The sequence below is a fragment of the Amycolatopsis tolypomycina genome, from assembly GCF_900105945.1.
Taxonomy (GTDB): Bacteria; Actinomycetota; Actinomycetes; order Mycobacteriales; family Pseudonocardiaceae; genus Amycolatopsis; species Amycolatopsis tolypomycina.
In genome coordinates, this window is record NZ_FNSO01000004.1 from 7541111 (window position 1) to 7564696 (window position 23586).

At 70.7% G+C, this 23586-nt stretch carries 26 protein-coding genes and 1 pseudogene; 11 read left to right on the forward strand and 16 right to left on the reverse strand.

Annotated elements, in window-relative coordinates; translation table 11 throughout:
- Positions 1-39: 39 nt before the first annotated feature.
- Complete coding sequence (locus BLW76_RS44395; RefSeq protein WP_091318377.1) at positions 40-591, forward strand: Uma2 family endonuclease; 552 nt, start codon at positions 40-42, stop codon at positions 589-591.
- Positions 592-705: 114 nt separating this feature from the next.
- Entirely contained in the window at positions 706-1311 is a 606-nt protein-coding gene (locus tag BLW76_RS44400; RefSeq protein ID WP_091318379.1) for a Uma2 family endonuclease, read from the forward strand.
- Positions 1312-1359: 48 nt separating this feature from the next.
- Here BLW76_RS44400 and BLW76_RS44405 read toward each other — a convergent pair whose 3' ends face one another.
- Together BLW76_RS44405 and BLW76_RS44410 are read right to left on the reverse strand one after the other, a co-directional pair.
- Positions 1360-2577 carry an amidohydrolase gene (locus BLW76_RS44405; protein WP_091318381.1) on the reverse strand — a complete coding sequence of 406 codons (1218 nt, stop codon included), beginning with the start codon at positions 2575-2577 and terminating at the stop codon, positions 1360-1362.
- Between the two features lie 20 nt (positions 2578-2597).
- Positions 2598-3251 carry a TetR/AcrR family transcriptional regulator gene (locus BLW76_RS44410; protein WP_091318382.1) on the reverse strand — a complete coding sequence of 218 codons (654 nt, stop codon included), beginning with the start codon at positions 3249-3251 and terminating at the stop codon, positions 2598-2600.
- 102 nt (positions 3252-3353) lie between these two features.
- Between BLW76_RS44410 and BLW76_RS44415 the strand changes: the two genes are divergently transcribed.
- Together BLW76_RS44415 and BLW76_RS44420 are read left to right on the forward strand one after the other, a co-directional pair.
- Positions 3354-3737 (forward strand): VOC family protein, encoded by a 384-nt coding sequence (locus tag BLW76_RS44415; protein ID WP_091318384.1) that lies wholly within the window; start codon positions 3354-3356, stop codon positions 3735-3737.
- A 261-nt stretch (positions 3738-3998) separates the two neighbouring features.
- A complete protein-coding gene (locus BLW76_RS44420; RefSeq protein WP_091318385.1) occupies positions 3999-4892 on the forward strand; it encodes an IS982 family transposase in 894 nt (297 codons plus the stop codon).
- Positions 4893-4912: 20 nt separating this feature from the next.
- On the opposite strand, the gene BLW76_RS44425 is transcribed toward BLW76_RS44420, so the two are convergent.
- Together BLW76_RS44425 and BLW76_RS44430 are read right to left on the reverse strand one after the other, a co-directional pair.
- Complete coding sequence (locus BLW76_RS44425; protein WP_091318387.1) at positions 4913-5398, reverse strand: GNAT family N-acetyltransferase; 486 nt, start codon at positions 5396-5398, stop codon at positions 4913-4915.
- The gene (locus BLW76_RS44430) at positions 5365-6270 is read right to left on the reverse strand and encodes an aldose 1-epimerase family protein (RefSeq protein ID WP_091320647.1); all 906 of its coding nucleotides are present in this window, start codon (positions 6268-6270) and stop codon (positions 5365-5367) included. Before BLW76_RS44430 ends, BLW76_RS44425 begins: the two co-directional genes overlap by 34 nt.
- Positions 6271-6336: 66 nt before the next feature.
- Between BLW76_RS44430 and BLW76_RS44435 the strand changes: the two genes are divergently transcribed.
- Genes BLW76_RS44435 through BLW76_RS44450 form a run of 4 tightly spaced genes read left to right on the forward strand, consistent with a single transcriptional unit; the run spans position 6337 to position 9647 of the window.
- The gene (locus tag BLW76_RS44435) at positions 6337-6915 is read left to right on the forward strand and encodes a TetR/AcrR family transcriptional regulator (protein WP_167384934.1); all 579 of its coding nucleotides are present in this window, start codon (positions 6337-6339) and stop codon (positions 6913-6915) included.
- On the forward strand, positions 6915-7745 hold the full coding sequence (locus BLW76_RS44440) for an MBL fold metallo-hydrolase (RefSeq protein WP_091318391.1): 831 nt from the start codon (positions 6915-6917) through the stop codon (positions 7743-7745). The genes BLW76_RS44435 and BLW76_RS44440 overlap by 1 nt, the downstream gene beginning before the upstream one ends.
- The gene (locus BLW76_RS44445) at positions 7742-8584 is read left to right on the forward strand and encodes an MBL fold metallo-hydrolase (RefSeq protein ID WP_091318393.1); all 843 of its coding nucleotides are present in this window, start codon (positions 7742-7744) and stop codon (positions 8582-8584) included. The genes BLW76_RS44440 and BLW76_RS44445 overlap by 4 nt, the downstream gene beginning before the upstream one ends.
- Positions 8585-8624: 40 nt before the next feature.
- On the forward strand, positions 8625-9647 hold the full coding sequence (locus tag BLW76_RS44450) for a hypothetical protein (protein WP_091318395.1): 1023 nt from the start codon (positions 8625-8627) through the stop codon (positions 9645-9647).
- On the opposite strand, the gene BLW76_RS44455 is transcribed toward BLW76_RS44450, so the two are convergent.
- The 4 genes from BLW76_RS44455 to pdxH all read right to left on the reverse strand — a co-directional run bounded on the left by BLW76_RS44455 (position 9648) and on the right by pdxH (position 13268).
- The gene (locus BLW76_RS44455) at positions 9648-10205 is read right to left on the reverse strand and encodes a DUF3558 family protein (RefSeq protein ID WP_091318397.1); all 558 of its coding nucleotides are present in this window, start codon (positions 10203-10205) and stop codon (positions 9648-9650) included.
- Positions 10206-10228: 23 nt separating this feature from the next.
- Positions 10229-11494: an MFS transporter gene (locus tag BLW76_RS44460; RefSeq protein ID WP_208613628.1), complete on the reverse strand. Its 1266-nt coding sequence runs from the start codon at positions 11492-11494 to the stop codon at positions 10229-10231.
- A 138-nt stretch (positions 11495-11632) separates the two neighbouring features.
- The gene (locus BLW76_RS44465) at positions 11633-12475 is read right to left on the reverse strand and encodes an HARBI1 family protein (RefSeq protein WP_091318399.1); all 843 of its coding nucleotides are present in this window, start codon (positions 12473-12475) and stop codon (positions 11633-11635) included.
- A 115-nt stretch (positions 12476-12590) separates the two neighbouring features.
- Positions 12591-13268 (reverse strand): pyridoxamine 5'-phosphate oxidase, encoded by a 678-nt coding sequence (pdxH, locus tag BLW76_RS44470; protein ID WP_091304706.1) that lies wholly within the window; start codon positions 13266-13268, stop codon positions 12591-12593.
- A 220-nt stretch (positions 13269-13488) separates the two neighbouring features.
- Here pdxH and BLW76_RS44475 point away from each other — a divergent pair, with 220 nt between their 5' ends.
- Positions 13489-15162 (forward strand): purine-cytosine permease family protein, encoded by a 1674-nt coding sequence (locus BLW76_RS44475; protein ID WP_091304707.1) that lies wholly within the window; start codon positions 13489-13491, stop codon positions 15160-15162.
- Between the two features lie 46 nt (positions 15163-15208).
- Here BLW76_RS44475 and BLW76_RS44480 read toward each other — a convergent pair.
- Positions 15209-15918 (reverse strand): annotated as a pseudogene (locus BLW76_RS44480) (TetR/AcrR family transcriptional regulator).
- An 89-nt stretch (positions 15919-16007) separates the two neighbouring features.
- Between BLW76_RS44480 and BLW76_RS44485 the strand changes: the two are divergent.
- The gene (locus BLW76_RS44485; protein ID WP_091318402.1) at positions 16008-17108 is read left to right on the forward strand and encodes a lipase family protein; all 1101 of its coding nucleotides are present in this window, start codon (positions 16008-16010) and stop codon (positions 17106-17108) included.
- A gap of 42 nt (positions 17109-17150) precedes the next feature.
- Here the strand turns inward: BLW76_RS44485 and BLW76_RS44490 are convergent, their stop codons facing one another.
- The 6 genes from BLW76_RS44490 to BLW76_RS44515 are packed head-to-tail and all read right to left on the reverse strand — an operon-like array spanning position 17151 to position 21529.
- Complete coding sequence (locus BLW76_RS44490; protein ID WP_091304708.1) at positions 17151-17846, reverse strand: urease accessory protein UreD; 696 nt, start codon at positions 17844-17846, stop codon at positions 17151-17153.
- The gene (gene ureG / locus BLW76_RS44495) at positions 17843-18532 is read right to left on the reverse strand and encodes an urease accessory protein UreG (RefSeq protein WP_086844435.1); all 690 of its coding nucleotides are present in this window, start codon (positions 18530-18532) and stop codon (positions 17843-17845) included. The genes BLW76_RS44490 and ureG overlap by 4 nt, the downstream gene beginning before the upstream one ends.
- Positions 18522-19193 carry an urease accessory protein UreF gene (locus tag BLW76_RS44500; protein WP_091318403.1) on the reverse strand — a complete coding sequence of 224 codons (672 nt, stop codon included), beginning with the start codon at positions 19191-19193 and terminating at the stop codon, positions 18522-18524. Before BLW76_RS44500 ends, ureG begins: the two co-directional genes overlap by 11 nt.
- Positions 19193-20908 (reverse strand): urease subunit alpha, encoded by a 1716-nt coding sequence (locus BLW76_RS44505; protein ID WP_091318405.1) that lies wholly within the window; start codon positions 20906-20908, stop codon positions 19193-19195. The genes BLW76_RS44500 and BLW76_RS44505 overlap by 1 nt, the downstream gene beginning before the upstream one ends.
- A 2-nt stretch (positions 20909-20910) precedes the next feature.
- Positions 20911-21216, reverse strand: a complete 306-nt coding sequence (locus tag BLW76_RS44510) for an urease subunit beta (RefSeq protein WP_091318407.1) — start codon at positions 21214-21216, stop codon at positions 20911-20913.
- Positions 21217-21226: 10 nt separating this feature from the next.
- Complete coding sequence (locus BLW76_RS44515; RefSeq protein ID WP_020641633.1) at positions 21227-21529, reverse strand: urease subunit gamma; 303 nt, start codon at positions 21527-21529, stop codon at positions 21227-21229.
- A 288-nt stretch (positions 21530-21817) separates the two neighbouring features.
- Between BLW76_RS44515 and BLW76_RS44520 the strand changes: the two genes are divergently transcribed.
- Positions 21818-22966 carry a citrate synthase 2 gene (locus BLW76_RS44520; protein WP_091318408.1) on the forward strand — a complete coding sequence of 383 codons (1149 nt, stop codon included), beginning with the start codon at positions 21818-21820 and terminating at the stop codon, positions 22964-22966.
- Positions 22967-22988: 22 nt separating this feature from the next.
- Here the strand turns inward: BLW76_RS44520 and BLW76_RS44525 are convergent, their stop codons facing one another.
- Positions 22989-23576: a TetR/AcrR family transcriptional regulator gene (locus BLW76_RS44525; protein ID WP_091318410.1), complete on the reverse strand. Its 588-nt coding sequence runs from the start codon at positions 23574-23576 to the stop codon at positions 22989-22991.
- Between the last annotated feature and the right edge of the window lie 10 nt (positions 23577-23586).

Here is a 23586-nt window from a genome sequence, read left to right on the forward strand (position 1 = left end):
CGACCGCTGTCGCTCATCGGTGACGGTTAGCGTGACGCCATGCCCGGTCATCTGCTGACCATCGAGGAGTACGCGGCCCTCGGTGGCACCGACGTCGGTTTCACCGAGCTGCTGGAGGGCCGGGTGGTGACCTGCCCCTGGTCCGGGCGACGGCACGACCTGGCGGTCTGCCTGCTGGCGGCGGCCCTCGAGCGGCAACTGCCCACGGGGCTCGCGTTCGTCGTCGCCAACGACCTGGACCTGGGCCTGAGCCCGGACGACGGCCCGGGCTTCGCCCGCCGCCCCGACCTGCTGATCCTCGGCCGCGCCGCACTCGACCGCGGCGAGCGGTTGTTGCGCGCGGCCGACGTGCTGCTCGTGGTGGAGGTGGTGGCGCCGGGCTCGAAGCGGACGGACTGCCGGGTGAAGCACGCGGAGTACGCGGACGCGGGGATTCCGCACTACTGGATCGTCGACCTGGCCGAGCGGGTGTCGGTGATCGCGTGCCGGCTGGGCGGTTCGGGCTACGTCGACGCACCGGCGGTCACCGGGACGTTCGTGACCGAGCTGCCCTTCCCGGCGCGGCTCGATCTCGACGCGTTGATCCCTTGAGAGAGCGGATAGTTCGCCGGTTCGAGGCAAAGGTGTCACACGCTCGGTACAGATACGGTCACTCATGGTTGCACCTGAGTCGTGAGACAATGCCGGGCGACGTGAGGAGACGTTGTGATCGCACTTCCCAAGCCGGGCCCCGCTCGCTGGCTGGAGATCCCTGATCACCTGCTGACGATCGAGGAGTACGCGGCGCTCGGTGAAACCGACACAGGTTTCACCGAGCTCGTGGAAGGCCGCATCGTGATGTCCCCCAGTCCCAGCAGAAAGCACAACAAGGCGGCTTGGATGTTGGGCCGGCAGCTGGAATCCCAGCTGCCCCCGGAACTCGATTTCACCCCGGACGTCGACGTGGATCTCGGTTTGGCGCCCCGCGGTGAGCCGGGGTTTTCGCGCCGTCCCGATCTGGTGATCACGACCCGCGAGGCAAGTGCTCGCGTGGATGAAGAAGGCGACATGTATCGCGCCGACGAGGTGGTCGTGGTCGTCGAATTCGTGTCGCCGGGCTCGAAGCGCACCGACTACCACGTGAAGCATGACGAGTATGCCGACGCCGGAATCCCGCACTACTGGATCATCGACATCACGGACCCCATCTCGCTGGTCGCGTGTCACCAAGCCGGTGAGTTCGGCTATATGGACGCCGCCGCGGTCACCGGGACCTTCGCCACCGACGTCCCATTCCCCGTCAAGATCGACCTGACCGCCCTCCTCGACTGATCGGGCAGCACGCCGGAACCGCCCGGTCACCGGCGTGCCGCCCGAAACTCAGCGGGCCTCGCGGTACCTGCGGTCCTTCGACACGCCCTCGCCGATCGACTCGTCGAAGTGGTACACCTCGTCGCCCCGGACGAACACGCGCAGGGCGCGGTTCATCACGTCCAGCGGGTCTCCGCTCCACAGCACCACGTCGGCGTCCAGGCCCGGCTTCAGCGACCCGATCCGGTCGTCCAGGCCGAGCATCGTCGCCGGGTTGATCGTCAGCGACTTCAGGGCCGTGGCCGGGTCGAGGCCGTCCTTCACCGCCAGGGCCGCCTGGTACACCAGGAAGTTGATCGGGATCACCGGGTGGTCCGTCGTGATGGCGATCTTGACCCCGGCCCGCGCCAGGATGCCCGCCGACCGCAGCGTGCGGTTGCGCAGCTCCACCTTGGACTTCGTGGTGAACAGCGGGCCGAGGATCACCGGGACGTCCCGGGAAGCCAGCAGGTCGGCGATCAGGTGGCCTTCGGTGCCGTGGTTGATCACCAGCTTGTAGCCGAACTCGTCGGCCAGCCGGATCGCCGTCACGATGTCGTCCGCGCGGTGGACGTGCTGGTCCCAGTACAGCTCGCCGTCGAGGACCTTCGACAGCGTCTCCAGCGTCAGGTCCACCTCGTGCGGCTTGCCCTCGGCCTGGGCGTGCGCGCGCTTCGCCTGGTAGTTGCGGGCCTTGGTGAACGCCTCGCGCAGGATCGCCGCGACACCCAGCCGCGTCGACGGCGTCTGCTTCTTGTCCCCGTACACGCGCTTCGGGTTCTCGCCGAGCGCGCTCTTCACGCTGACGTGCTCCGCGAACGTCATGTCGAGGACGCTGCGGCCCCACGTCTTGACGCCGATCGTCTGGCCGCCGATCGGGTTGCCCGAACCCGGCTTGATGACGACGCTCGTGACACCGCCGGCCAGCGCGTCGTCGAAGCCCGGCTCGTACGGGTCGATGCCGTCGACCGCGCGGAAGCGGGCGCCGTTCGGGTCGGTCATCTCGTTGGTGTCGTTGCCGGCCCAGCCTTCGCCGTCCTCGTGGACGCCGAGGTGGGCGTGGGCGTCGAAGAAGCCCGGCAGCACCCAGGTGCCGGCCGCGTCGACCAGTTCGGCGTCCTCCGGGATGTCGACGTCCGCCTCGGTGCCGACCGCGACGATCCTGCCGCCGTCGATCAGGACCGTGCCGCCCTCGATGGGATCGCCGTCGATGGGGACGACATAGCCCCCGACAATTGCCTTCGCCATAGTTCGCCACGCTAACGAACTCACCCGGGCGCCTGCACGCGGGTGTAGGGCCAGCCGGCCAGCCCGGTCTCCAGCAGGTCGAACGCCCGGGCCGCCTCGGCGCCGACGGTGTCGGCGATCCGGTCGGCGGGGTGCCCGGCGAGGGTGAGCGCCTGGATGCGCTGGAACAGCACCCGGTGCACGGCGCCCAGCAACCCGGCGGCGGTCTCGACGGCGATGTCGTCCGGGGGAACCCGGGCGGCCTCGGCCAGCGCCTGGGCCAGCCGGTGTTCGCGCTGGTCGTGCAGGCCGCGCAGGCACGCGGTCAGTGTCGGGCTGTCGGCGATCATGCGGGCGAACTCCGGCCCGGAGAAGCCCGCGACCGGGTTGCGGGTGGCGACGGCCTCGGCGAACGCGCGGCGCAGCGCAGCCGGCACCGATTCGCCCGGCGAGCGCGTGGCCACCGCTTCGGCCAGGGAGCAGGCGAACTCCTCCTGGTGGTCCAGGGCCAGGTCTTCCTTGCGCGCGAAGTAGTTGGTGACGGTCTTCTTGGCGACGCGGGCGGCGTCGGCGATCTCGGCGATGGTCGTCCGCTCGAAGCCCTGGTTGATGAACAGCCTGGTCGCGTGGTCGGAGATGAGCTGCCGCGTCTCCTGCTTCTTGGCCTCGCGGAGCCCGCCGGTCTCGGTAGTCATGGCGCAATCTTACCCTCGTAGCAAATTTATGTTGACACACCTTCGTCGCCCTGGCCAATCTTACGTCGGTAGCAAGTTTACGACGAGCCACCGAGGAGCCTCGTGCAGTTCACCGCCTCCACCGTCTCGCTGACCGTCGACGACGTCGCCGCGTCGCAGGAGTTCTTCACCACCCACCTCGGGTACGCCGTCCAGCAGGCCGCCGAGGGCTTCGCGTCCCTGTCCCGCTCCGACGCCTTCGACGTCGTGCTGCTCGCCCGCGGGATCGAGGTACTGCCGCCGGAGCAGCGTGACCAGCGCGCCGGCGGACTGATCCTCGCCTACACGGTGACCGAAGGCCTCGACGAAGAGGAGAAGCGGCTGCGGGCCGCGGGCGCGCCGATCACCATGCCGCTGCGGGAAGAGCCTTGGGGCGAGCGCCTGTTCCAGGTGACCGACCCCAACGGCGTCGTCGTCCAGTTCGTCCAGTGGGCCGGCCACAACTGACCACACCCCTCGAAGAAAAGGAGTCCCTGTTGCGCAAACCCGTGAACCACCTCGGCCAACGCGGCCGGATCGAGCGCACGCTGCCCCAGCTAAACACCGTGAAAACCCGAGGGCGGCAAGGAAAGCCGGTTCTCCGGCAGCGCCGCACCGGCGCATGAGGACAGCAGCCGGCCACCGGGGAACCCGGTGGCCGGCCTAGACGAGTAATGCGTAAGTCTGGGTGGTGGCTGGAGATGGGCGAAGGGTGTTCAAGATCGGTTTGTGACGACAGACCTGAACACCCTTCTCACCGCACTCTACGTCAAGATCGACGACCACCTCGCCGGCAGGCGGCGGGTGGGCAGGCCGCCGAAGCTGACCGACGCGGAGCTGGTGACCTTGGCCGTGGCCCAGGCGTTGCTGGGGTTCACCTCCGAGGCCCGCTGGCTGCGGTTCCTGCCCGCCCGGATGCCCGGCGCGTTCCGCTACCTACCCGGCCAATCCGGCTACAACCGACGCCTGCGCGCCGCGTTACCGCTGATCAAGCAGGTCATGCGCTGGCTGGCGGCGGACACGGACTTGTGGACCGACACCACCTGGATCGTGGACTCCACCCCGGTCGAATGCGGCCGATCCCGACCCACGGTCCAGCGTTCGGAGCTGGCCGGGTGGGCAAAGTATGGCTTCTGCCGCTCCCACTCGCGCTGGTTCTGGGGACTGCGGCTGCATCTGGTCTGCACCCCGGCCGGACTCCCGGTCGCCTGGGCGCTGGCCGACCCGAAGGTCGACGAGCGGCAGGTGCTCATGGCCATCTGCGACCACGAACCCCACCTGCTCACCGAACGTCCGGGGCTGCTGATCATCGCCGACAAGGGCTACGTCTCCGCGGAACTGGACCGCTTCCTGGCCGAGCGCGGGGTCCGGCTGATCCGGCCGTCCTACCGCAACCGCAAGCCGCATCCCGGTGAGCCGCTGCTCAAGTCCATCCGCCAGCTCATCGAGTCGGTCAACGACACCCTCAAGGGCCAGCTGAACCTGGAACAGCACGGTGGACGCACCATCGAAGGCGTCGGCGTCCGCGTCGCCCAACGCCTCCTGGCCCTCACCGCCGCCATCTGGCACAACCGCGCCACCGGCCAACCCATCACCCGATCACTGACCGCCTACGACCACTGACCGAGTTACGCATTACTCGTCTAGGAGGCCCGGGCCTTCTCCAGGTGCACCAGCTCGTGGTTGTTCTCGGGCGTCCGGTGCGTCTCCCGGTACCCGTGCTTGGCGTACAGGTGCAACGGCCCCACGCTCTTCGAGCCGGTGAAGAGCCGGAACAGCGTCACCTCGGCCGGCGCCGCCGACTCCGCGAACCGCAGCAGCCCGCCGCCCAGCCCGGCGCCCTGCCGGTCCGGGGCGACGACCAGCCTGCCGATCACCGCGACCGGCCCGGCCACCGTCAGCCGCACCGACGCCACCAGGCGGCCCGCCTCCCGGACACCCCAGGACAGCCCCGCGAGCGCAACCCGTGTCTCGTCGAGGGTTTCCAGCAGCGGCGGCAGGTCGAGGTCGCCGTGCGCGCGAGCCTCGGTCACGTACGCGGCGCGTTGCAGCGTCAGGACTTCGCCCGCGTCGGCGACGCCCAGGCGCAGCGGCGTCACCGGACCCGGATGCCCCAGCTGCCCGACCACGACGCCGACGGCTCCAGCTCGATCAGGTCGGTACCCGTGTTGAGCGCGTCGGCCGGGCAGGTCATCGGCTCGATCGCGACCGCGCGGCCGCGGCCGACCAGGTCGTCCGGCGTGAACACCTGCGCCCAGTGGAAGTCCGGGCCGGTCCAGACCAGCAGCTCCTGGCCGTCGTGGCTCAGGACGATGTGGTGCCGGCCGTCCTCGGCCGCCGCGAGGCCGCCGAACGCCGTGTCCAGGTTGACGCCCGCCAACACGCGACCGGCCCGGAAGTCGTACTCGGTGCCCTCGACGTCCTGCTCCTCGGCGTAGGGCATCTGTTCGTCAGGCAGGGACGGCCGGACGCGGCTCGCGGGCAGCGTCAGGGTGAGCTCGTCGGTCGGGACATCGCCGATCCGGAAGTACGGGTGCGTGCCGACGCCGACGCCGATCGGCTGCTCGCCTTCGTTGCGGATCTCGTGGGTGACGGTCAGCTCGCGCGGCGCGATTTCGTACGTCACGGTCGCGCGCAGCGGCACCGGCCAGCCGGGCTGCACCGCGACGTCGACGGCCAGGGTGACCGACGACTCCGCGTGCTCCAGCAGCTCCCACTCGAGGTGGCGGGTCAGGCCGTGGATGGCGTTGCCGCGCGCCTCCTCGGTGATTTCGAGCTGCTGGGTCTCCCCCTGGAACGTCCACTGGCCGCCCTTGGTCCGGTTCGGCCAGGGCAGCAGCACCTGCCCGGCGCCCAGCGGCGGCTTCGCGTCTTCGGGGAACTCCTCGACGTACGGCACGCCGCCGACTTCGAACGCGCGCAGGCCGGCACCGATTTCGGTGACGACGGCGCGGGCGTTGCCGCGGGTGATCTCGAACTGCTGACCGGTCGGGTTGCCCATGCGCACGACCTTACCGATCCACGAAGTCACTAGACCGGTCGTCATAGTTTGCGCTACGGTCGGATCATGGTTCGCCGCACCGACACGCGGCAGCGGATGCTCGACACCGCCGCCGACCTGTTCCAGACCCAGGGCTACCACGCCACCGGCCTCACCCAGCTGACGACGGCGGGCGGGGCGCCCAAGGGGTCGCTCTACTTCCACTTCCCCGGCGGCAAGGAACAGCTCGCCGCCGAGGCCGTCCGGCTTTCGACCGAACGCACGGGCACGCTCCTCGAAGCGATCCTCGGCGACGCTCCCGACCCCGCGACCGGGATCGACCGCGCGGTCGACGCGCTCGCGGGTTTCCTGACCGCGTCGGACTTCCAGCGCGGCTGCCCGATCGCGACCGTGGCACTGGATGCCGCCGCGGCCAGCGACCCGATCCGGGAAGCCTGCGTCGACGGCTACGCGTCGTGGCACGGCATCCTCACCGGATACTTCGCCGCACAAGGGCTTTCCGGCGAGCGCGCCGACGAGCTCGCCACCGTCGTCCTCGCTGCGATCGAAGGCGGGCTGCTGCTGGCCCGCACCCGCCGCGACCTCGCGCCGCTGCGCGCCGTCGCCACCCACCTGCACGCCACCCTCGAACGGGAGTTCTCCTGATGCGCGTCCACCACCTCAACTGCGGCACCCTGCGGCCGCCCGGCGGCAGGCTGATCGACGGGAGACCGGGCGTGTTCCGGCGCGCCACCATGGTCTGCCACTGCCTGCTGCTGGAGACGGACACCGGTCTCGTGCTCGTCGAAACCGGCATGGGCACACCCGCCGCCGTCGACCGGAACGCCTGGCTCGGCGCCGGATTCGTGCGCCAGTCCAACCCGGTCCCCGACCCGGCGCAGACGGCGATCGCGCAGGTCCGCGCGCTCGGCTTCGACCCGGCCGACGTCCGCGACATCGTGCTGACCCACCTCGACCTCGACCACGCCGGCGGGCTGATCGACTTCCCGTGGGCGCGCGTGCACGTCTACGCGGAGGAGTTGCGGGCGTTCACCGAACCGCGCGACGACGAGCGCGGCCGGTACCGCCGGATCCAGTTCGCCCACGGTCCACAGTGGATGTCCTATGCGGACTCCGGCGAGGCGTGGTTCGGCTTCGACGCCGTCCGGCAGCTCGACGGCCTGCCGCCGGAGATCCTGCTGGTCCCGCTGTCGGGACACACGCGCGGCCACGCCGGGGTCGCCGTCGACACCGGCCACGGCTGGCTGCTCAACGCCGGCGACTCGTACTTCTTCCACGGCCAGGTCGCCGCCGCCCCGCACTGCCCGCCGGGCCTGAAGTGGTTCGAAGGCCACATGGAGACGGTCAAGGGCGCCCGGCTGGACAATCACCGCCGCCTGCGCCAGCTTGTTCAGGAGCACGGCGACGAGGTGAGCGTGTTCGCCGCGCACGACGAGACCGAGTTCCTCCGGCTGAGCACCAGGAGCAGCGTATGAAGGTGCACCACCTCAACTGCGGGACGATGCGCCCGGCGGGCGGTAAGCTGATCGACGGCGAGCCCGGCCTGCTGCGGCGGGCGGAGCTGGTCGCGCACTGCCTGCTGATCGAAACCGGCGACAGCCTGGTGCTGGTCGACACCGGCTTCGGCACCCAGGCCGTCGCCCGTCCCCGCGAGTGGCTCGGCGGGTTCTTCCTGGCGGCGGTGGGCGCCCGGCTCGAAGCGGCCGAGACGGCCGTCGCGCAGATCAAGGCGCTCGGCCTCGACCCCGCCGACGTCCGGCACGTCATCGCGACGCACCTCGACGTCGACCACGCGGGCGGGCTGGCCGACTTCCCGAACGCCGTCGTGCACGTCCGCGCCGAAGAGCAGCGGTCCGCGACGGCCCCGGCGAACGCGGCGGAGAAGAACCGCTACCGCGCGGCGCAGTTCGCGCACCGCCCGCTGTGGAGCACGTACGAGGAGACGGGCGAGCCGTGGTTCGGCTTCGACGCGGTCCGCGCGCTCAAGGGCCTGCCGGAGGAGATCCTGCTGGTCCCGCTCCCCGGCCACACGCGCGGCCACGCGGGCGTGGCGGTCGACACGGGCGACGGCTGGCTCCTGCACGCGGGCGACGCGTACTTCTTCCACGGCCAGCTGGACCCGGTGGCACCGCACTGCCCGCCGGGCCTGACGGCGTTCCAGACCCTGGTCCAGACGGTGCGCGGGCCGCGGCTGGAGAACCTGGCGCGGCTGCACGAGCTGGCGCGGACCCACCGCGACGACGTCACGGTGTTCTCGGCGCACAGCCCGGTCGAACTGGCGGCAGTGCGCCGGAAATCGCCGGGAACCGAATGATCGTCCGCCCCATCCGATCCTTCGACTACGGGAGGTTCGGATGGTGGCGAAGATCCGCTGGGGCGCGGCCGTGCTCGGGGTGGTGGCCGTGCTGACAACGGCGTGCGGGAGCGAGCAGGCCCCGCCGCCTGCCGCCGCCGCGGCCGCCACGCCGGAAGCCGCGCCGCTCGACCTCTCCGGCGTCGTGCTGCTGCAGCGCCGGAGTGAAGCCAGTCCCGACGAAGTCGCCTTCGCCGACCCGGCCACCGGTGCGGTCAAGACCGTCCTGCCGCTCCCCGGCCGGGACACTTCGCTGCGCCGCTTCAGCACGCCGACCACGAAACTCGACGTCGTCTCGCCCGACGGGCAGTACGCCACGCTCGAGACCCGCGATGGCGTCGAAGTGTTCCGGCTCAACGCCACCGACCGGCGTTACGAGCGCACCGGCGTCGTCCCCGCGCCGGAGCGGACGATGAGCGAGGCCGCGTCGCGGTTCGGGAACCCGCGGTTCGGGCCGGCCGGGTCGAAGCTGTTCTTCGACGACGGCAAGGCGGTGTACTCCGTCGACTACGCGCAGCTCGGGGCGCCGGCGAAGGAAACCGACCTCGTGCCGAACGGGCACGCCGACCAGCACGTCCGGGACTGGTGGCTCGGCCCGCGGAACGAGGTGCTGACCTGGCGGGACGTCAAGCGCGCCGGCGACGGCCTGACCTACCTGACCGACTCCTCGGGCGCGATCGCCTACGCCGTCTACGAAGAACCGGGCGCCACCTACAACTTCGTCGACGCCCTCGACGCAAAGACGGTGCTGATGTCCGCCGTCACCGGCACCGACGAGCACGGCGTGCTGGTGCGGCTGCACCTCGACGGCGGAACGCCGCAGCTGACCAAGCTCGTCGAGCCGTCCGAGCCGCGGATCGCCAAGGTGGTCGCCGCGCCGGACCGGGCGACGGTGCTCTACCAGACCGCGCAGGGCGAGTGGTTCTCGTCGCCCGCCACGCCCGGCGCGATCGCGCGGCCGGCGTTCCCGCAGCTGCCGGCCGAGGACACGCTGTCGGCGCGGCGGCTCGTGGGCTGGGCCTGATCAGCCGGCGTCGAGGGCCTGCTTGACGAGCGGGGCGAGCTGCTCCGGCGTCATCTTCGCCGGGCCGGTGTAGTTGATCAGCACCGGCGTGCCCGCGACGAGTTCGGCCGAAGCGAGCGTTGCCGTCTTCTGGCCGTCGACGTAGTAGACGGCACCGTCCGGGAAGCCCGGGACGTCCTGCGCGCCCGGCTTCGCCTTCTTGATCGACGCGACCATCTCGGCGGGCTTGCCCTGCTTGCCCTCGTAGCGGGTCACCGCGAGCGCGCCGGCGGCCTTGCCGTCGTGCTGGTACTCGCAGCTGCGTGCCTTGCCGCCGTTGGCCGTGCTGTCCTGCGCCGGGCCCGGCACCGCCTTGAGGTTGTCGAGGAACAGCGCCTTCGAAACGGCCTCGGCGGGCAGCAGCTTGCAGGGGTCGAGCGCCGCCGCGGCGGCGTTCGTGCTCGGCGCCGGCTTCGGCTGGGTGGGCGCGGACGACGAGGGTGCCTTCGAGGGTTCGTCCCCGGAGGAGCAGGCGGTCAAGGCGGCAAAAGCGACAAAAGCGACGGCTAAGGTACGCATGTCCGCACCCTAGCCCGGATGGCCTACGTCGTGGGCGCCCGGTATCGCCAGAAGGCCGGGAGCAGGAACATCGACGCGCACACGAGCACGATGACCAGCAGGCCACCGACGCTCGCCGCGGCCGCGGTCCCGAACGCGGCGGCACCCCAGCCGTGGGTCAGGTCGGCGATCCGCGGGCCGCCGGCGACGACGACCGTGAAGACGCCCTGGAGCCGTCCGCGCATCTCGTCGGTGGTCGCGACCTGCAGGATCGCCATCCGGTAGACCGCGCTGACCATGTCCGCGGCCCCGGCCAGCGCCATGAAGACGACGGCGAGCCACAGCGAGTGCGCGAGCCCGAACGCGGCCACCGCGGCACCCCAGGCACAGATCGCGACGACGACAGCGACGCCTTGGCGGTGGATGCGCGTCAGCCAGCCGGAGAAGAGCCCGATCAGCATCGCGCCCGCGGGCAGGGCGGCGTAGAGCCAGCCGAGCGCGGGGCCACCGCCGGGCGGGTCGCCGAAGGTGCGTTCGGCCATCTCCGGGATCAGCGCGCGCGGCATCCCGAAGACCATGGCGATGATGTCGGCGACGAAGGAGGCCAGCAGGATCTTCTGCCCGGCGAGGTACTTGAAGCCGTCGACGACGTCCCTGATCCCGGCGCGGCGCGAAGGGCCGTTGAGCGGCGGGATCGAGGGCAGCCGCCAGACGGCGAAGAGCGTGATGGTCAGGGCGACGACGTCGATCAGGTAGAGGGTGGAGAGGCCGAGGACGGGGATCAGCGCGCCGGCGAGCAGCGGGCCGAAGACCGCGCCGAAGGTGGACATGGTGGTGTTGAGGGCGTTGGCCGACGGCAGCAGTTCGGCGGGCACGAGCCGCGCCACGACGGCACCGCGGGTGGGCATGTTGATCGCGAAGAAGGCCTGGTTGACGGCGAGCAGCCCGAGGACGAGCCAGACGGAGCCGAACTGCGCGAAGGCCTGCAGCCAGAGGAGGCCGGAGGTGATGGCGACGCCGACGTTGGTGACGAAGAGCAGCTTCCGCCGATCAACGGCATCGGCGACGGCGCCACCCCAGAGCCCGAAGATGAGCAGCGGAACGAGCGCGACGAGCCCGGTGAGGCCGACGTAGGCGGAGGACCCGGTGAGGTCGAAGACCTGCTTGGGCACGGCAACGGCGGTCAGCTGGGTACCGACGGCGGTGACCACAGTGGACAGCCAAAGCCGCCGGAAGGCGGGGATTTTCAGCGGCCGCGTATCGACGATGATGCGGCCGAGGACCTTCCGAATGCCCGAGCGGGGCGGCAAGGTCCCCGGTTCACCAGTCACGACACATCAGCTTAGCGGGGCTAAGTATCTCCGCGCAGGTGATTTACCTCGCCCCGGCGAGCGCCCCAATGTGGCGTTCGGTGCGTCCAACGCAACCAACGCCACATTGAGGTTTTCTCAGTAGCGGCCGTGGTGTTCGTGGTGGGTGAGGACGAGGGCTGCTTGGACGATGTGGCCGATGCGGTGTGGGCAGAGGGTGATTCGTTGGAGTGCTGACCAGCGGGTTTTGAGGAGTGCCATGGCGCGTTCACCCAGGGCGCGGGCCCGGGCGTGCAGCAGGTTGTGGACCCGTTGCCGGGCGTTGAGGGGTGGTTGACCTGCGGTTTTCTTGAACGGGGTGAGGATGCCGATCCCGGCGGCGTGGTAGGCCTTGTCGGCCAGAGTTCTCAGGCCCTGGCCCGCGGCGGCGGTCAACGCACCGACGATCCCGTGGTCGCGGGCGGCGGAGAGGTCGTTGCGGGAGCCGGGCAGCACCGCCGAGACCCACAACGGGAACCCGTCCGGGCTGGCCAGGAACTGGATGTTCCCGCCGAAGGCGCGGTGCTTGCCCGAGTACCACAGGTGCACGATCCGGCCACGGTTCTTACCTTTGGTTTTGATCGTGGTCGCCGCGACCCGGTCACACGGGATCAGGGTGCCGTCCAGGATCACGTGTGTGTCACCGGCGGCGTGCCGCTCGCGCAGGACCTGATGCAGGTCCGGGGCCTGGGCGGCGAGGGCGGTGATGGCTTCGTGCAGGTAGCGGTAGGCGGTGGCGATGCTGATGCGATGGTCGGCCGCCAGCCGGTGCAGGGGGGTGGCGTCGCGGAACCAGCGCAGCACCAGCACCGCCTGCCAGTACGGGGTCAACGCGCGCCGGCCCCGGCGGGTGCCACGCCGCCGACGCTCGGTGTGCAGGACACGGGCAACGAACCAGACCAGTTCACGCGCCACATCGAGGGTGGCACCATAATTGATCACGTGGGGCCTCTGGAACCTCGGACTTGATCTTCGCAAATCCAGTCCTACCAGGGGCCCCACGCCTCATCCACACACCACACCGCTACTGAGAAAACCTCATTGGGGCGCTCGGGGCTCAGGGGGCGACGCGCTCGATGTGCCACCCGTCGTCGTTGCGCACGTACCGCAGCCGGTCGTGCATCCGGTCTTCCCGCCCCTGCCAGAACTCGACCAGGTCCGGCCGGATCCGCCAGCCGCCCCAGTGTGGCGGTGCCGGGATGTGCTCCACGTCCGCGAAGCGCCGCTCGATCCCGTGCAGCGCGTTGTCCAGCGCGCGGCGGCCGTCGACCACGCGGGACTGCGGTGACGCCCAGGCGCCCAGCTGCGAACCGCGCGGACGCTGGGCCCAGTACTCCGCCGTCTCCTTGACGCCGACCTTCTCGACCTCGCCGCGGACGTGGACCTGGCGGTGCAGCGCGTACCAGGGGAACGTCACCGACGCGTACCGGGTCGCCGTCAGGTCGTGGCTCTTCGATGACGTGTAGTTCGTGTAGAACACGACGCCGCGGTCGTCGAGGCCCTTGCACAGGACCGTGCGGGACGACGGGCGGCCTTCGGCGTCCGCCGTCGCCAGCACCATGGCGTTCGGCTCCGCGATGCCCGCCGCGACCGCCTGGTTCAGCCAGCCCTGCAGCTGATCGGTCCAGGTGGCGGCGAGCGCGGTTTCGTCGAACGCCGCGCCGTCGTAGGCCACGCGCATTCCGGGAAGGCGTACTACGGCGTCTTCCACCTGGTCCTCGATCTCCGGCATCATCGCCAAACCTCCACGCCCGGTCGGGGCATCAGTCGACTTCGGCTTTAGGGCACGTTAGGGCCTCGGGACCGGCAGCGGAACCCACCTAACGGTGACACCCGCCACCACCACGACGTAACCGCTGGACAACAAGCCGTAACCGGCGCGTTACCTCCTGGACCAGGATCGATACAGGACGCACCTACCTTCGGCCCGTTCCCCACCACCCCCGGAGGCAGGCATGACCGAGACCCTGTCCAGCGCCGAAAAGAGCGCCCCGCCGAAACGCCGGTACGCGCCGCTCGCGGCGAACGAAAACCGCGAGGACTACTCGCTGCGCTTCGCCGCTCATTCGTTCCGGAAATGGTCCCCGTTCGTGGTCGCGACGACGGCGCTGGGCGGCATCGCCTACCTCGCCGACTTCGCCATCGGCGCCAGCATCGTCCTCTCCTACGGCTTCACCTCCGGCGTGCTGGCGATCCTCGCCGCGGCCGTCGTCATCTTCGTGACCGGCGTGCCCATCGCGGCCGCCTGCGCGAAGTCCGGAGTGGACATGGACCTGCTGACCCGCGGAGCCGGCTTCGGCTACTTCGGTTCGACGCTGACCTCGCTCGTGTACGCGAGCTTCACCGTCATCTTCTTCTCGCTCGAGGGCTCGATCATGGGCCAGGCCTTCGAGCTCGCCCTCGGCATCCCGCTGCCCATCGGCTACCTGCTCGCCACGCTCATCGTGCTGCCCTTCGCGCTCTACGGCATGGGCGCGGTCGCGAAGATGCAGACCTGGACGCAGCCGCTGTGGATCGCCGGCCTGGTGCTGCCGTTCGTCGTCGTGCTGGTCCGGGAGCCCGGCAAGTTCGCCGAGTTCACCCAGTTCGGGGGTACCGAGGGGGCCGGCGCCGGGTTCTCGGCGATCGGGTTCGGCTTCGGCATGGGTGTCGCGCTGTCGCTGATCGGGCAGATCGGCGAACAGGCCGACTACCTGCGGTTCATGCCCGAAAAGACGGCGGAGAACAAGCGGTCGTGGTGGGCCGCCGTGCTCGCCGCCGGGCCCGGCTGGGTGCTCCTCGGCGCCGCGAAGCAGATCGGCGGCGCGCTGCTGGCCTTCCTCGCGCTCGGCGTCGTCGGGAAGACGCACGCGCTGGAGCCGATCGCGCCGTACCTCGAAGCGGTGAAGCCGGCGCTCGGGCCGGTGGCGCTGACGTTCGCCGCGCTGTTCGTCGTCGTCTCGCAGATCAAGATCAACACGACGAACGCCTACTCCGGCTCGCTGTCGTTCGCGAACTTCTTCTCCCGCGTGCTGCACAAGCACCCCGGCCGGGTCTGGTACGTGCTGGTCAACTGCGGGATCGCGCTCGCGCTGATGGAGTTCGGCGCGTTCGGGTTCCTCAACAAGATCCTCGGCTTCTACTCGAACGTCGCCATCGCGTGGATCGGCGCCGTCTGCGCCGACCTGGTGATCGCCAAGCCGCTGGGCCTCTCGCCGCGCTACATCGAGTTCAAGCGGGCCTACCTGCACAAGATCAACCCGGTCGGGTTCGGCTCGATGGTGGTCGCGTCGGCGGTGTCGATCGTGGCGTACTTCGGCGCGTTCGGGCAGTTCCTGGCCGCGTTCAGCCCGCTGCTCGCGCTGGTCATCGCCGTCGTCCTGGTGCCGGTGCTGGCCGTGGCGACGAAGGGGAAGTACTACCTGGCGCGGGAGAACACCGTCGCCGGCCCGGACTCCGACGTCGACCTGCGCGCGACGCACACCTGCTCGGTCTGCGGCGACCCGTACGAGCTGCCGGACGTCGCCGACTGCGCGAAGCAGGACGGCCCGATCTGCTCGCTGTGCTGCACGCTCGACAACACCTGCCACGACGTGTGCCAGACGACCGGCCCGGTCGCGCTCGGCCTGCCCACGGTCCGGACGCCGTGACGTCCGTGAGGGCCCTTTCCCGGCACCGACTGCCGGGAAAGGGCCCTCACGTGAGCCGGCCTCCCCCCGGTTCCCCCTCCCGGCTCGACTCCTTCACGTTCGAGGGTGCCCCGGGGTTGCCCGGGAGTCCCGGGATTTTTCCGGCCGCATGATGGCCGCCAGCATCAACGCGCGCAGCTCCGCGCCGACGTCCTCCACCGGCAGCGGCGGCTCGTGCGCCTGCCACTCGCGCAGCAGGCCGGTGGCCGCGCCGACCAGGGCGATCGCCGTCAGCCGGTAGTTGCGGTCGGGCGCCGCGCCGTGCTCGGCCGCGCGGCGCGCCTCCGTCTCGATGAAGGTCGCCCAGCGGTCCACCCACACCTGGTGCTGCTCCTCCAGCTCCGCGCTGACGCCGACGGCTTCGACGTAGTTGAGCCGCGGCAGGCGCGGGTCGACGGTGACCGTGTCGATGAAGACGTCGAGCAGCGTGGCGATCCGGGTGACGGCGTCGGCTTCGGCGACCTTGTCGAGCGCGGCGGTGACGTGCTCCAGCGCGAGGCTGTTGATCCGGTCGTGCAGCGTGCGCAGGACGTCTTCCTTGCCGGTGAACTCCTCGTAGAAGTTCCGCGTGGACACCCCGGCGCGGGCGCACACCTCGGTGATCTTCGTCTGCCGGAAGCCGGCCGAGGTGAACAGCTCGAGGCCGGCCGCGAGCAGCCGCTCACGGCGGTCGGCGCGGCGTTGTTCGGGGGCGACGCCGCCGTACGTGCGAGCCAACGGTTGTCTCCTCCTTCTGAGGGATTGCCGGATCCTACCGGCCTGGCTAAATTGTGAAAACCTCGATTACCAAACAACCGGAGGCAACGATGCTTCGTCGGTTACTGGTCGCCGTCGCGCTCCTTTTCGTGACAGCCGCCCCCACGGCGCACGCGGAGCCGGGTGTCCTGTTGGAACAGAAGCCGACGACGGTGTTCGTCGGCCCGTTCCCGGCTCCCGTCAAGGCCTGGCACCTGCTGTACCGCTCGACCTCGGCGACCGGCGAGCCGAACGCCGTCTCCGGCACGCTGCTGGTGCCGCCGACGCCGTGGCTGCGCGGCGGCCCGCGGCCCCTGATCACGTACGCGGTGGGCACGCACGGCCTCGGCGACCAGTGCGCGCCGTCGAACCTGCTGGCCCACGGCATCGAGAACGAGAGCGCGCTGCTGGCGCAGGCGTTGTCGCAGGGCTGGGCCGTCGTGGTCACCGACTACGAAGGGCTCGGCACGCCGGGCACGCACACGTACGCGGTCGGGCAGTCCGAAGGCCGCGCGGTGCTCGACGCGGCACGGGCCGCCTCCCGGGTGGCCGGCGCGGGCCTGTCCCCGTCCGGCCCGGTGGGCGTGTTCGGGTATTCGCAGGGCGGGCAGGCCGCGGCGTGGGCGGCCGAGCTGCAGGGGACGTACGCGCCTTCGCTGAACGTGGTCGGGGTGGCGGCCGGCGGTGTCCCTGCCGACCTGAACGCGGTGTTCGCGTCCAACGACGGCGGCGCGGCGTTCGGCTTGGTGCTGGGCGCGGCCACGGGCTTCGCGGCGGCGTACCCGGACGTGCCGTTCGCGTCGATCCTCAACGACCGCGGCCGCGAGGCGGTGGCCAGGGTGTCGAAGGCGTGCACGGTGGAGCTGGGCGCGGCGGCACCGTTCGCGCACCTGCAGGACTTCGTGACGGTGCCGGACCCGATCCACGAGCCCCACTGGCAGGCGCGGCTCGCGGAGAACTACCTGGGCACGACGGCCCCGAAGCCGCCGGTGTACCTGTACCACGGGACGTTGGACGAGCTGATCCCGTTCAGCGTCGGCACGGCGTTGCGCGACCGCTGGAAGTCCTTGGGCGCGAAGGTGACGTGGCAGGAGTTCCCGCTGCTGGAGCACATCGGGGGCGTGTCGATCGGCGGCCCGGCGGCGATGACCTGGCTGGGCACCAAGTTCTGAAAACTGTCGGTGCCCCCCGGTAGCGTGGAAAACGGGGGCTGCTCAGAACGGCCGCAGCGCGGTGACCGCGTCCGGGGCAAGGGAAGTGGTGAGGGTGCCGCCCGCAGCGAGGGGGCTGCGGGACCACCACTCACCCGACGCCGCCGGCCGTTCCGGCCCGCCGACCTCCAGGTCCGTGGCCAGCACCCGGCGGCCCGCCAGCACGGCCAAGCTCCCGTCCAAGCCCGCGTCCCCCACCGAAAGCGTCTGCCGGAGCACCGGAGTCCCGGCCCGGACCACGTCCAAAGTGGTCACCAGCGAGCCCGGCTTCTCCCCGGCCCGCCCCAGCACCAGCACCTCGCGCGTGTGCAGATACGCATCAGGCGCCAGCAAGGCCCGGAACACCGCGTGGTGCCGGGCCCGCGCGGTGATCACCGTCGGCTCGGGCAGATACTCCAACGAACCGCCATCCTCCACCACCACATCCACAGTGGACAGTGACGACTCACCGTGCAGGCCGGGCAGAGCCAACGTGGCCGCCACCCCCGACAGCCGGAGAGAGGCGCCCGGTCCGACGTGGACGGACAACAGCAGGTCGTCCCCGCCCAGCGGCGACGTCGCCGAGTTGACCAGGTGCACCACGGCCGTCGAACCCGGACGTCGCCGCGGGAACAACGTCAGCGGCGCCATCGAACGCAGCTCCCGCAGCACCGTCCGCGTACCGTCGAAGCACGCGGTCAGCCGGGCGTGGGCCTTCACAGCAGCGAACGGACCCAGTCGGCCACCGCCGGCGCGTCCGGGGTGTCCACAAGGGACTGTGTGATCACCGGCAACGAGCCGCGCATCCGGTGCGCGTCCGACGTCATCACTTCCATGTCCGCGCCGACCAGGTGGGCGATGTCGATCTTGTTGATCACCAGCAGGTCCGCCGTCGTGACGCCGGGGCCGCCCTTGCGCGGCACCTTGTCGCCGCCCGCGACGTCGACCACGAAGATCTGGCTGTCCGCCAGGCCGCGGCTGAACACCGCCGTCAGGTTGTCGCCGCCGCTCTCGATGATCACCAGGTCGAGGCCGGGGAACTTCTCCTCCAGCCGCTCGACCGCGTCGAGGTTCGCGGTGATGTCGTCGCGGATCGCCGTGTGCGGGCACGCGCCCGTCTGCACCGCCTCGATCCGCTCCGGGTCCAGCACCCCCGCGCGACGCAGGAAGTCCGCGTCTTCGGTCGTGTAGATGTCGTTCGTGACGACGGCGAGCCGGATCTCGTCGCCGAGTGCGCGGCACAGCGCCGCGGTCAGCGCCGTCTTGCCCGAGCCGACCGGGCCGCCGATGCCGATCCGGTAAGCGCGGCCCGCGGTGGGTGCGGCGTCGTAGTGGTCGGGTTCCGCCGCCGTCGGGTCGAAGTTGACCTCGTGGAAGTGCCCGTGACCGTGGCCTTCAGCTGGCAAAGAGACGCACCTCTTCCTGGTGGTGCCGGGCGTGCGCCTCGGCGAACAGATCCAACGCCGGCGACCCCGGCGACGGCAGTGCCGCCGGGTCGTCACCGGCCACGGCAGCGGCTTCCGCACAGACGGAAGCAAGATCCAGACGGGCAACGACGGCGTTGACGGCGAACGGGTCCAGCCCCAGCAGCCGGACCGCGGCACTCGCCGGGCCGCTCACCGACAGGTAGGCGGCCGCCATCGCGGCGTCGTACGGCGTCCCGCCCGCGACACCGACCAGCGCACCCAGGATGATCGGGTGGTGTGGCCGCGGCGTCTCGGCCAGCAGACCCGCCAAGACAGGCGAAGGCCACGCGATCCGCCCGGCCCGCGCGGTCCCGCGGCCTTGGGCGCGCGAAGCCTCGCGCTGCGCGAGCGACGGGGTGCGCGCATCCAGCTCACTGTCCAAAAGCGACCAGTTCCCCTGGTTGACCGCAGCGTGCGCCGCAGCCGCCGCGAACACCGCCGCCAGGGAACCCGCCGTCCGCAACCGTCCGGAAAGGAATCCCGGCAGGTCGCGCACCGACGTGACCAGGCGGCGGGAAACGACCTCCTCCAACCCGCCACTGTGGACGTGACCGCCGCCGGGAAACCGGGAGTCCGCGAGAATCAGTGCCGAAAGGTCCATCAGAACAGGAAGTACCTTTGTGCCATCGGCAGTTCCGTCACCGGCTGCGGTTCGATCAGCTCCCCGTCGACGTGCACGGCGAAGCTGTCCGGCTCGACGCGGACGTCCGGCGTCGCGTCGTTGAGCACCATGTCGGCCTTGGTCCGCGCGCGCATGTTCGACACGGCGACCAGCGGCCGGGTGATGCCGAACGTCTCGCGCAGGCCACTGTCCAAAGCGGACGGAGCGACGAAGTGCAGGCTCAGCGCCGCGCCGATCGACGCGCCGAACATCGGCCGGGCGAGCACCGGCTGCGGCGTCGGGATGGACGCGTTCGCGTCGCCCATCGCCGCCCACGCCGGGAAGCCGCCCTTCAGCACCACGTGCGGGCGGACGCCGAAGAACTTCGGCTCCCACAGCACCAGGTCCGCGAGCTTGCCGACCTCGACTGAGCCGATCTCGGTCTCCATGCCGTGCGCGATGGCCGGGTTGATCGTGTACTTGGCGACGTAGCGGCGGGCGCGCAGGTTGTCGGCCGCGCCGTCGCCGGGCAGCGCGCCGCGGCGGCGCTTCATCACGTGCGCGGTCTGCCAGGTCCGGATGATCACCTCGCCGATCCGGCCCATCGCCTGTGAATCCGAGCTCATCATCGAAATCGCGCCCATGTCGTGCAGCACGTCCTCGGCGGCGATCGTCGTCGGCCGGATCCGGCTCTCGGCGAAGGCGAGGTCCTCGGGCACCGACGGGTTGAGGTGGTGGCAGACCACCAGCATGTCGAGGTGCTCGTCGAGGGTGTTGGCCGTGTGCGGGCGGGTCGGGTTGGTCGACGACGGCAGCACGTTCGGCAGCGAGACGACCTGGATGATGTCCGGCGCGTGCCCGCCACCGGCGCCTTCGGTGTGGTAAGCGTTGATCGAGCGGCCGCCAATGGCGTCCACAGTGGACTCCAGGAAGCCGGCCTCGTTCAACGTGTCGGTGTGGATGGCCACCTGGACGCCGGCCTCGTCGGCCACGGTCAGGCACGCGTCGATGGCGGCCGGGGTGGTGCCCCAGTCCTCGTGGAGCTTGAACCCGCCCGCACCCGCGGCCAGCTGCTCGCGAAGGGCCTCGTGCCGGACGGTGTTCCCCTTGCCCAGCAGCAGGACGTTGATCGGGTAACCGTCCATGGCGGACAGCATCCGGCCGAGGTTCCACGCGCCGGGTGTGACGGTGGTGGCCTTCGTGCCCTCGTTGGGCCCGGTGCCGCCACCGACCAAAGTGGTCAGTCCCGCGGCCAGTGCCGTGTCGACGAGCTGCGGGCAGATGAAGTGGACGTGGCAGTCGATGCCGCCCGCGGTGAGGATCTTGCCGTTGCCGGAGAGCACCTCGGTGGACGGCCCGATGACCAGCGCCGGGTCGACACCGTCCATCGTGTCCGGGTTGCCCGCCTTGCCGATGCCGACGATCCGGCCGTCGCGCACGCCGACGTCGGCCTTGACAATGCCCCAGTGGTCGAGGATCACCGCGCCGGTGATGATCAGGTCGGGCGCCCCCTCGGCCCGGGTCGCCGTGCCCTGGCCCATGGACTCGCGGATGACCTTGCCGCCGCCGAAGAGCACCTCGTCGCCGGAGCCGCCGGCCCCCATCGAACGGTCTTCGGTGACCTCGATCAGCAGGTCGGTGTCGGCGAGCCGGATCCGGTCGCCGGTGGTCGGGCCGAACAGCTCGGCGTAGCGCTCACGGTCGATCTGTGGCACCTCTAGAACTCCCCTGCGAACTCGGATCGGAGTCCGGGCACCCGGCGGGCTCCGGCGAGCGGCACGAGGTCGACTTCCCGCTCGACGCCCGGCTCGAACCGCACCGACGTCCCGGCCGGGACGTCGAGCCGGTGGCCGCGGGCGGCGTCCCGGTCGAACTCGAGGCCCGGGTTCACGGCCGCGAAGTGGTAGTGCGAGCCGACCTGCACCGGCCGGTCGCCGAGGTTCCGGACCAGCAGCCGGACGCGCGCGCGGCCGGGGTTCAGCTCGACCGGCTCCTCGCCGGGGATGATCTCGCCAGGGTGCATCAGCCGCTCCTCACACGATCGGGTCGTGCACGGTGACGAGCTTCGTGCCGTCCGGGAACGTGGCCTCGACCTGCACGGAGTCGACCATCTCCGGCACGCCGTCGAGCACCTGCGCCCGGGAGAGCACGGTCCGGCCACTGGCCACCAGCTCGCTGACCGTGCGGCCGTCGCGGGCGCCTTCGAGGACGTGGTCGGTGATGAGCGCGACGGCCTCGGGGTAGTTGAGCCGGACGCCGCGGTCGAGCCGCTTCCGCGCGACGTCGGCCGCCACGTGGATGAGCAGCTTGTCGCGCTCCTGCGGGCTGAGGTGCATGCGCTAGGTCTATCACCCGAAACGCGGCAGCGCCTGGTTCGGAAACACAGGATTTACCTGGGCTTCGTCACACTCAGTGGTGAAAATTCTCCTGATCGGAGGCTTCGGTGACTGAATCGTTCTCGTAATCGTGACCGAAACCACCGCATCTTTCGATTGCCAGCCGCCGGTCAAGAGAGCAAGGTCTATCCATCCGTGCGACGTGGCGCGCATTCAGTGCGCTTCCTCCGACCGCGCGACCAGCAGCAACCAGCCGGGGAAAAGCGCACCGAAAGGTTCCGCGAAACAGTGACTACCTCCACGATCAGCAAGCCACAGCCGTCCGGCCAACCCGACGACGGCTTCCGACCGGGTCTGGAGGGCGTCGTCGCCTTCCACACCGAAATCGCCGAACCCGACCGGGACGGCGGTGCCCTGCGCTACCGCGGCGTCGACATCGAGGACCTCGCCGGCAAGGTGACCTTCGGCGACGTCTGGGGCCTCCTCGTGGACGGCCGGTTCGGCCACGGCCTGCCGCCCGCCGAGCCGTTCCCGCTGCCGGTGCACACCGGTGACGTCCGGGTGGACGTCCAGGCCGCGCTGGCCATGCTCGCCCCGATCTGGGGGTACCGCCCGCTGCTCGACATCTCCGACGAAGAGGCCCGCGAGCAGCTGGCCCGCGCCTCGGTGATGGCGCTGTCGTACGTCGCCCAGTCGGCGCGCGGCATCGGCCAGCCCGCCGTGCCGCAGGCCCGCGTCGACGAGGCCCACTCGATCACCGAGCGGTTCCTCGTCCGCTGGCGCGGCGAGCCGGACCCCGCGCACGTCAAGGCCCTGGACGCCTACTGGGTGTCGGCGGCCGAGCACGGCCTCAACGCCTCGACCTTCACCGCCCGCGTCATCGCCTCCACCGGCGCCGACGTCGCGGCGGCCATGTCCGGCGCCATCGGCGCGATGTCGGGCCCGCTGCACGGCGGCGCCCCGGCGCGCGTGCTGCCGATGATCGAAGAGGTCGAGCGCACCGGTGACCCGGAAGGCCTGGTCAAGGGCATCCTCGACCGCAAGGAACGGCTGATGGGCTTCGGCCACCGCGTCTACCGGGCCGAGGACCCGCGGGCGCGCGTGCTGCGCCGGACCTGCCAGGAGCTCGGCGCGACCCGCTACGAGGCGGCCGCGGCGCTGGAGCAGGCCGCGCTGAAGGAGCTGCGCGAGCGGCGTCCGGATCACCCGATCGAGACCAACGTCGAGTTCTGGGCCGCGGTCATCCTGGACTTCGCGCAGGTCCCGCCGCACATGATGCCCGCGATGTTCAGCTCGGCCCGCACCGCCGGCTGGGCCGCGCACATCCTGGAGCAGAAGCGGACCGGACGTCTCGTGCGGCCGTCGGCCAAGTACGTCGGCCCGGCGCCGCGCAGCCCCGAGAACGTCGAGGGCTGGGAGCTCGTCACCAAGCACTGACGTCTGGCCAGAAGGGGCACTTTTACGTGAAAGTGCCCCTTCTGTCGTGGGTGGCGGTGGTGGTGAGCATGGCCGTGAGCTGGTCGACCAGCCAGCTGTCCAGGGACTCGCGCGGCACCGTGCGCTCCTGCAGCCAGCTCAGCAAGGCACCTTCGACGACCGCCGTCCAGCAACGCAGCGTGAGCGACAGCAGCGGTGAGGGGTTCTCGACGCCGAGAGCGTCCAGGATCAGCGCCACCGCGCGGTTGCGGACCTCGTCGATGGCCGCGTCCGTCTCGGACGTCGCGATCACCGAACCGCTGCGCAGCAGGGCGATGTACCCCGCGCGGTAGTGGTCGGCGACGTCGATCAGGCCGCGGACGGCGGCGCGGAGCCGGGTTTCGGGGGGCCCTTCCTCGAGGCCTGCCAAGCCGTCGATCAGGCCGTCGGTGACCGTGCGCAGGGCCTCGACCTGCAGTTCGCGCAGGTTGGCGAAGTACCGGTAGAACAGCGGCCGCGACACCTCGGCGCGCGCGACGATGTCGTCCACGGTGACCAGCTCGGGCGCCCGCGAGCCGAACAGGTCGAGCGCGGCGCGGATCAGGTCGTCGCGGCGGGCCTGCGGCGACATCCGCCGCGGC

Excerpts from the sequence above, each read along its gene's own strand:
- BLW76_RS44395 (WP_091318377.1), top strand. The coding sequence starts at position 40 with ATGCCCGGTCATCTGCTGACCATCGAGGAGTACGCGGCCCTCGGTGGC.
- BLW76_RS44405 (WP_091318381.1), bottom strand. The coding sequence starts at position 2,577 with ATGGCGAAGGCAATTGTCGGGGGCTATGTCGTCCCCATCGACGGCGAT.
- BLW76_RS44410 (WP_091318382.1), bottom strand. The coding sequence starts at position 3,251 with ATGACTACCGAGACCGGCGGGCTCCGCGAGGCCAAGAAGCAGGAGACG.
- BLW76_RS44430 (WP_091320647.1), bottom strand. The coding sequence starts at position 6,270 with ATGGGCAACCCGACCGGTCAGCAGTTCGAGATCACCCGCGGCAACGCC.
- BLW76_RS44435 (WP_167384934.1), top strand. The coding sequence starts at position 6,337 with ATGGTTCGCCGCACCGACACGCGGCAGCGGATGCTCGACACCGCCGCC.
- BLW76_RS44440 (WP_091318391.1), top strand. The coding sequence starts at position 6,915 with ATGCGCGTCCACCACCTCAACTGCGGCACCCTGCGGCCGCCCGGCGGC.
- BLW76_RS44445 (WP_091318393.1), top strand. The coding sequence starts at position 7,742 with ATGAAGGTGCACCACCTCAACTGCGGGACGATGCGCCCGGCGGGCGGT.
- BLW76_RS44450 (WP_091318395.1), top strand. The coding sequence starts at position 8,625 with ATGGTGGCGAAGATCCGCTGGGGCGCGGCCGTGCTCGGGGTGGTGGCC.
- BLW76_RS44455 (WP_091318397.1), bottom strand. The coding sequence starts at position 10,205 with ATGCGTACCTTAGCCGTCGCTTTTGTCGCTTTTGCCGCCTTGACCGCC.
- pdxH (WP_091304706.1), bottom strand. The coding sequence starts at position 13,268 with ATGATGCCGGAGATCGAGGACCAGGTGGAAGACGCCGTAGTACGCCTT.
- BLW76_RS44475 (WP_091304707.1), top strand. The coding sequence starts at position 13,489 with ATGACCGAGACCCTGTCCAGCGCCGAAAAGAGCGCCCCGCCGAAACGC.
- BLW76_RS44485 (WP_091318402.1), top strand. The coding sequence starts at position 16,008 with ATGCTTCGTCGGTTACTGGTCGCCGTCGCGCTCCTTTTCGTGACAGCC.
- BLW76_RS44500 (WP_091318403.1), bottom strand. The coding sequence starts at position 19,193 with ATGGACCTTTCGGCACTGATTCTCGCGGACTCCCGGTTTCCCGGCGGC.
- BLW76_RS44510 (WP_091318407.1), bottom strand. The coding sequence starts at position 21,216 with ATGCACCCTGGCGAGATCATCCCCGGCGAGGAGCCGGTCGAGCTGAAC.
- BLW76_RS44515 (WP_020641633.1), bottom strand. The coding sequence starts at position 21,529 with ATGCACCTCAGCCCGCAGGAGCGCGACAAGCTGCTCATCCACGTGGCG.
- BLW76_RS44525 (WP_091318410.1), bottom strand. The coding sequence starts at position 23,576 with ATGTCGCCGCAGGCCCGCCGCGACGACCTGATCCGCGCCGCGCTCGAC.